This window comes from Paenibacillus mendelii (assembly GCF_024498075.1).
Classification (GTDB): Bacteria; Bacillota; Bacilli; order Paenibacillales; family Paenibacillaceae; genus Paenibacillus_Z; species Paenibacillus_Z mendelii.
In genome coordinates this window covers 79,180-86,064 of record NZ_JANHOF010000019.1, presented here as the reverse complement: position 1 = coordinate 86,064, position 6,885 = coordinate 79,180, and the positions used below count along the sequence as shown (strand labels likewise).

The window sequence follows — 6,885 nt, the reverse complement described above, 5'->3', positions numbered from 1 at the left end:
GCGTTCGCCAGCCCCCGTTCGGGACTTTCACCCTAGAGATGACGCCCATGCTGGGCGTACATGCAAAAGTGGTGGTGCAGTTGCCCTGCACCACCACTTTTTGTCTAGAGTGAAACCAACAAGGGGCTGCTCAAAAGAATTTCTTTTGAGGCAGCCCCTTTACTGTTGATAGGTCAGTTCATTTCCATTAACCCCGATTGACAACAGGCTCGCTTACACCGCCTTGCGGCTTCTTCCCTTCCTTCTGGGCATCCTCCGGCAACCGGTTGGACGTGCGCAGCGGAATCTCCCGCAAGAAGGCGACAAGTACAATCGCTACCACAAGCAGCGCTGCTCCGGATAGAAAGACCGTTGTCAGCGAATCGGCCAGCGCACTGCGGAGCATGTCGATCATCTTGGTGAACAGCGGCTGAACGTCCGCGGGCAGTGTCGTTTGCAGATGCTCCAGCTTCGGTTGATCAAGCAGCATCTGCGGATTCTGGAACTCAGCCAGCTGCTTCTGGATCTCCGGATCCACCTTCGACAGATCGACACCACCACCGGATTGCATCTTCGAGACCAGATTGTTCTTCAAACTGGTGGCCATAATCGTTCCCATGACAGCGATACCGATCGTACCGCCCAGGTTACGGAATAATTGGTTCGATGCGGTTACCACGCCGAGCTGATCGGCCCGAACGGCATTCTGAACGGTCAGTGAGAATACCGGCATACCGAAGCCAAGGCCTAGTCCGAAGACGATCATAGCCAGAACAGCTACCCAGATCGTGCTCATGTACGCCATCATGACCATGCCAATGATCATAATAGGCAGCCCCAGCATCGCGTAACGTTTGTATTTACCCGATTTAGTAATCCATTTTCCTGTAAAGGCGCTGATCACGACCATGCTGATCGACATCGGCATCGTCACGTAACCGGAGTAAGTTGGAGAAATCCCCTCAACACCCTGTACGAAGAACGGCAGATAAATCAGTGCGCCCATCATCCCTGCATTCATGAGGAAGCCCGCTAAATTCGAGATCGTCACGATGTCATTGCGGAACAGCGACAAGGGAAGCACGGGGCTTTTTGCTTTAAGCTCAGCAAATATGAATAAGATTAAGAATACAACTGCAGCTGCAAACAACCCGATAATTTGCTCGGAACCCCAATCATACTTCGTACCGGCCCATGAAAAACCGAGCAGCAGCGGCACAATAGTTAAGGTCAAGAACAATGAACCCCAATAGTCAATGGACTCCGATTCTTTGCGGGGTACTTTAGGAAAGAGCATCAGAATGAGGATAAAGGCAACGATGCCAAGCGGCAGGAAGATCCAGAATACCCATTCCCAGTTCATATGATCGACGATCCAGCCGCCCAGTGTCGGACCAAGCACGCTGGAGAAGCCGAAGACGGCCATCATGACCCCCGTCCATTTACCGCGCTCGCGAGGGGCAAATAAGTCACCGACAGCCGTGAAAGCCGATGACATAATGATCCCGGCGCCAATGCCTTGAATACCGCGATACGTGATCATTTGAAAAATATCTTTGGAGAAGCCAGACAAGAAAGCACCGATCATGAAGAAAACGATACCTATTAATATGAAGGGCTTGCGTCCGTAAATATCAGACAGCTTGCCGACGAGCACCGTCGCAATGGTCGAGGTTAGCATATAGATCGTAATGACCCATGTGTAGTAATCCATCCCCCCGAGCTGTGCGATAATTCTAGGCATCGCCGTACTTACGATCGTTTGATTAATGGCAGAAAAGAACATCGCGGCAATGATGCCGATCATGATGGTCACTTTCCGCTTGTGGGATAATTCATCCACCTTGTAACTCCTCCTCTTCATGAACCTGTACTAACTAATGTGGTAAAAATACGTCTTAAGTGCTCGACATCTTCCTCAGGCAGGCGATTGAAGAATGTGGAGATCGTTTGCTTCTGTTTCTCAAGCAGATTCTCCATATATTGCCCGCCAATTTCCGTGATTGCCAGATGAACAACTCTGCGGTCTTTACTGTCCCGATGGCGGACGATATACCCTTTATTGATCATCTTATCGGCTATACCGGTGATCGCACCGGGAGTTACGCCGAGCGACTCCGCAAGCTCATGAGGCTTGCTAAGTCCTGGAACTTTAAGCAAATAAAGCATCCGAAATTGGGTCATCGAAAGCTGATCTTCGACGCTGCAGTTCCACTCATGCGTTATTTTTTTGATTAAGCCTTTAAACAGTGCAGGGAGCTCGACCAGTTGAGCATTTACCTGCATGCCCCCGCCTCCTTCTTTACCGTTAAATATTTTAGAACTAAAAGATTAAACAATGAAACATTTAGAACTATATCGCATTTCAACCGGGCTGGTCAAATGGATATTTTCGCAAAAAAGTCGGATAATAAACGCTATAAGGCGAAAACCGTGAATTTTTTGGGCTATTATAACCTTTTCTTCAATTTCTTATGTTGAATAGAAGAAGGACCCGCTCCACAGCGAGTCCCCGTTCCTTTAAATGATATCGATCCAGCATTGCTTGGCATTGCTCTCGAGCACGGCGTCGATTACTTTCATGATTCGATGTCCGTCGTTTAAGTTGGCGAACTGCGGCTTGCCGGGAATCTTCAGGCCTTTCCTGCGTTTCACTTCGGAATAGAAATCGATCAGCAGGTTCTTCATCCCGTCCGGCCACCCTTCTTCATGACCACCGGGGAAATGTGCCAAAGCGGCGGCTTTTGATGAAAGAAGGGAAGGATCACGAAGCAGCTCATTATTCGCTTGATTGCGATGTCCCTCCCACAGCTTGTTTGGATTCTCCTGATCCCAATATAAGGTCGTCTCCCGAGTCGAGATTTCGAATTGAAGCTTATTTTTGCGTCCTGCACTCACTTGGGATACGGTGAAGACACCACGGCTGCCGCCTTCAAAATGGACGAGCACCGAACCGCAGTCCTCCGTGCTCACCTCGACCTCTTCACTGCCTTCTTCTCCTGCATCTCCACCGAAGGTAGCTCCATGCTCAAGCGGCTTCTGCCGAACCGGATGCACCGTGTGCAAATCGGCAAAGACCCTGATAATGCGCTGTCCCAGCACGAACTGAACCGTGTCGCACCAATGGGATCCGATATCCGCAATGGCTCTTGAATCCCCATTCAGCTCGGGATCCAGGCGCCAGCTATAATCCGTTTCGTAGAGAAGCCAGTCCTGCAGGTAGCTCCCCATCACCAGATGCGGGGCGCCATACTTGCCGCTCTGGACCATCCCTCTCGCTTGCATGACCATCGGAAAATGCCGATAGTTGAAGCACACTCCGCTCACAACATCGCACTTTTCGGCCAGCTCGGCCAGCTTGGCCGACTGTTTGCTATCCATGCCAAGCGGCTTCTCCGACAGCAGATGTTTGCCTGCCAGCATGGCCGTCACATTGATATCATAGTGCAGGTTGTTAGGCGTACAGTTGTGTATGACCTCAATATCCGGCTGTCCGATCAGCTCGTGATGATCGCCGTAATATCGCGGAATTCCATACTGCTTGGCCATCTGCTCCGCCTTTTCCAAAGAGCTTCCCGCAACTGCGACGACCTCTACATCTGGCAGCCGTCTAAGTGATTCCGTATGAAACCCGGCCGAAAATCCGGTACCGATAATGCCTACCTTAATTGTCTCCATTGCAGCTCACCACTCCTTATCACATATATCCCGTATCCTATCCTTACCCACAATTGGATTCTTTCGAAAATCGGCTTGCGGTTCGAGAACGGGCTGCTGTTAGAAGAACACTGAATGATGAATCAGCTGTTGGCCCAGCTGATAGGAAGAAGGGTGATCACCAGCCAACCATTTCATTCATAAGAATCTTAGAATTGAAGTATTGGAGGGTTAGCAGGCTGAAGGTTCGCAGGTTCGTTGATTCGAAGGCTCGAAGGTTCGTAAGATTCGCAGAAGGAACCCGGCCTTATAACCGGTTTTCTGCTACAATAGAGAAAATTGAAAGCCTAAGGGAGATCTGTACATGGCGCAGCGCCGATTACTGACTGATCAAGATTTTAATGAAGCTATGGAGCGTCAAATAAAGTTAAGGGTTTTTCAAGACGACCATGTGGTCGACATGGGTGGAATCATCGTGCGCTTCGACGATCTGATGGTCGTTGTGCAGTCCGGTGTTAGTGAGATCGCCTACCACGATAGAAAGAGATGCGAGTTTTTCGAGATGAGAAAGCGGTAAGCGGAGCCATCGCAGCACCGCTCCTTGCAGCCGGACTACAAAGCTTCCGACGCCCAAACCTTCGAGCTTCTGCGCGCCCCTCTTCTCTGTACACGAGTTGCCCAAGCATACACCTCTCGCTTCTCCACTATGCGCTTCACTCCCCCACCCGCCTTTACTTGATGTACTTGCGTTCCCGCTCCCTTCTCCAAACAAATTATTTCGCCGCATTCCCCCACTTACGTAGACTGCATTTCAGCATTCAACTTAACAGCACAAAGTGGAGGCGCACACGGCGGCGAGGGTGCCGACCGCGGCTCTGTAACGGTACTTTTTGGCCTTACAGCTCACCGCTCTCCTGATGGACGGGCTGGTACGCCACTTTTAGGCGTTACAGCTTTAGATTTCGCCGCGAGGGGGGTGAACGCGGCTCTGTAACGGTACTTTGTGACCTTACAGCTCACCGCTCTCGCGAGTGGACGGGCTGGTACGCCACTTTTGGGCGTTGCAGCTTTTGTCTTCGCAGCGAGGGGGGCGAACTGGGCTCTGTAACGCTGCTTTGCGGCGTTACAGCTCACCGCTCACGCCAGTGGACGGGCTGATACACCACTTTTGGGCGTTACAGCTCTCCTGCAGCGAAGACGATGGCTCGGAACCTCCGTCCACCAGCAGCCTTAACGATGATTTACATCGTTAAGCACAAGCACCGCCGGCAGCTAATAGCCGCCATCCTCAATCGGACCATCTCCAACGCCGCTCCCACTCGTTTTCAGAAAATAAGTTAGGAAACCAAAAAATTTGTTTGATAATTCCATAATTTATGCTACGATTCAGTGGAAAGTAAAAAACCGGAAAGGAACCCCCCACCCCAAATGGAATCCATACAGGAAGAACAAGCGTTTCTGGAATCCCTCCTAACAGGACTCGCTGCCCAGTTTGGCCCGAGCTGCGAGGTCGTACTGCATGACTTGACGAAGGATTACGAGAGTACGATCTGCGCTATTGAGAACGGCCATATCACCGGCAGGAAGGTCGGCGACCCCGGTACGAATCTTGGCCTCGAGCTGCTAAGCGGACATGTGCAGGATGGCAATCGTTACGGCTATTTGACGCAGACAAAAGACGGACGAATCCTCCGCTCCTCCTCTCTTTATATGAAGAATAAAAGCGGACGTCCGATCGGCTCGCTCTGCATCAACTTCGACATCACGGAGCTCATGATGGCGGAGAAGACGCTGAAGTCGCTCACATCTGCACCTGCTGCCGAGGTGGTTCGCGAATCATTCGTCAGCAACGTGAACGATCTGCTGGACGCCCTGCTCCAAGAAGCGCAGGAGATCGTCCAGAAGCCCGTCGCGGCAATGGCCAAGGCAGACAAGGTCCGCTTCATCCGAACGCTGGATACGAAGGGCGCCTTTCTGATCAAGAAAGCAGGAGAAAAGGTTTGTGCCTATCTCAACATTTCGAAATTTACGCTCTACAGTTACATAGAGGAAGGCAAATCCGCTGCTGAAGCAGCCTCAGGGGAGGAAGCGTAATTGATCATAAGTAACGGAATGCCATTGGACGAAGAGGCAGCGGCAGCCAAAGCAACAGCACTCGCCCAACTGGAAACGCCATGTATCGTGATCGATACCGCAAAAATGGAAGCGAACATCCGAAGGATGGCGGAGGGAGCCAGGCAAGCCGGCGTTGCCTTAAGGCCTCATACCAAGACGCACAAAATGCCGCAGATCGCGCACAAGCAAATCGCCGCTGGAGCTTCAGGAATCACCGTCGCCAAAGTTTCGGAGGCGGAAGTGATGGCAAGCGGCGGCATCGACGACATATTCATCGCCTACCCGCTCATCGCGGAGTCGAAGATCGAGCGCGCGCTGCGGCTCAGTGAACGAATCGACCTGATCATCGGAGTCGACAGCCTCGAAGGGGCCCGGCGGATCTCGACGCTCGCCAAGCTTCATAACCGCACCATGCAGGTACGGCTTGAGGTCGATACCGGCCTGAAGCGGACAGGAATCCCCTACGAGCAAGCCGTGCCGCTCGCACGCGAGATTCACGGCATGGAGGGTCTCGACTTCACCGGTATCTACACGTTCCGCGGCGCTGTACAAGGCGGCGCAGCGACGCTCGACCGGTTAAACGCCGGATTGGAGGAGGGCCAACTAATGGTGAAGCTGGCCGACATGCTTCGGTCGGAAGGAATTCCGGTCCGTGATGTCAGCGTCGGATCTTCGCCAACGGGACTGTATGCTGCCAGCGTACCAGGAGTAACGGAAATCCGGCCGGGCACCTATGTCTTTCAGGATCGAATGACGGCCGCCTTCGGTCTATGCACACTCGAGGATTGTGCGGCATTCGTAGTGGCAACCGTAGTGAGCCGCCCGGACGATCGCTACGCCGTCATCGACGGCGGCAGCAAAACATTTGCCACAGACGTCCAACCCCGCACCAGCCCTCTTCACCTGGAGGGATTCGGCTATCTGCTGGAGGCACCGGATGCGGTACTGGAACGAATGTCCGAGGAGCATGGCATGATTCGAACTGACAGCCAGCATACCCTGAAGCCGGGAGACCGGGTCCGTATCATTCCTAACCACATATGCAGCACCGTGAACTTGCATAACAATGTCTACTTCATGGAAGGCGACCGTTTGGTGAAAGCGCCCGTTGCAGGCCGTGGAATGCTTGAATAA

The 6,885-nt window shown here is 52.4% G+C and carries 6 protein-coding genes; 3 read left to right on the top strand and 3 right to left on the bottom strand.

Annotated features, from left to right (window positions below; genetic code table 11):
• Positions 1 to 187 precede the first annotated feature (187 nt).
• From NNL21_RS31465 to NNL21_RS31455, 3 genes are all read right to left on the bottom strand, one after another.
• On the bottom strand, positions 188 to 1,822 hold the full coding sequence (locus NNL21_RS31465) for an MDR family MFS transporter (RefSeq protein WP_204822432.1): 1,635 nt from the start codon (positions 1,820 to 1,822) through the stop codon (positions 188 to 190).
• A gap of 17 nt (positions 1,823 to 1,839) precedes the next feature.
• The gene (locus NNL21_RS31460) at positions 1,840 to 2,265 is read right to left on the bottom strand and encodes a MarR family winged helix-turn-helix transcriptional regulator (RefSeq protein WP_204822433.1); all 426 of its coding nucleotides are present in this window, start codon (positions 2,263 to 2,265) and stop codon (positions 1,840 to 1,842) included.
• Positions 2,266 to 2,499: 234 nt separating this feature from the next.
• Positions 2,500 to 3,657 (bottom strand): Gfo/Idh/MocA family protein, encoded by a 1,158-nt coding sequence (locus NNL21_RS31455; RefSeq protein WP_204822434.1) that lies wholly within the window; start codon positions 3,655 to 3,657, stop codon positions 2,500 to 2,502.
• A gap of 343 nt (positions 3,658 to 4,000) precedes the next feature.
• On the opposite strand from NNL21_RS31455, the gene NNL21_RS31450 reads away from it, so the two are divergent.
• From NNL21_RS31450 to NNL21_RS31440, 3 genes are all read left to right on the top strand, one after another.
• Positions 4,001 to 4,213: a hypothetical protein gene (locus tag NNL21_RS31450; protein WP_204822435.1), complete on the top strand. Its 213-nt coding sequence runs from the start codon at positions 4,001 to 4,003 to the stop codon at positions 4,211 to 4,213.
• An 851-nt stretch (positions 4,214 to 5,064) separates the two neighbouring features.
• Positions 5,065 to 5,730, top strand: coding sequence for a helix-turn-helix transcriptional regulator (locus NNL21_RS31445; protein ID WP_204822436.1), 666 nt, complete (start codon positions 5,065 to 5,067; stop codon positions 5,728 to 5,730).
• Entirely contained in the window at positions 5,731 to 6,885 is a 1,155-nt protein-coding gene (locus tag NNL21_RS31440; RefSeq protein ID WP_309145363.1) for an alanine racemase, read from the top strand.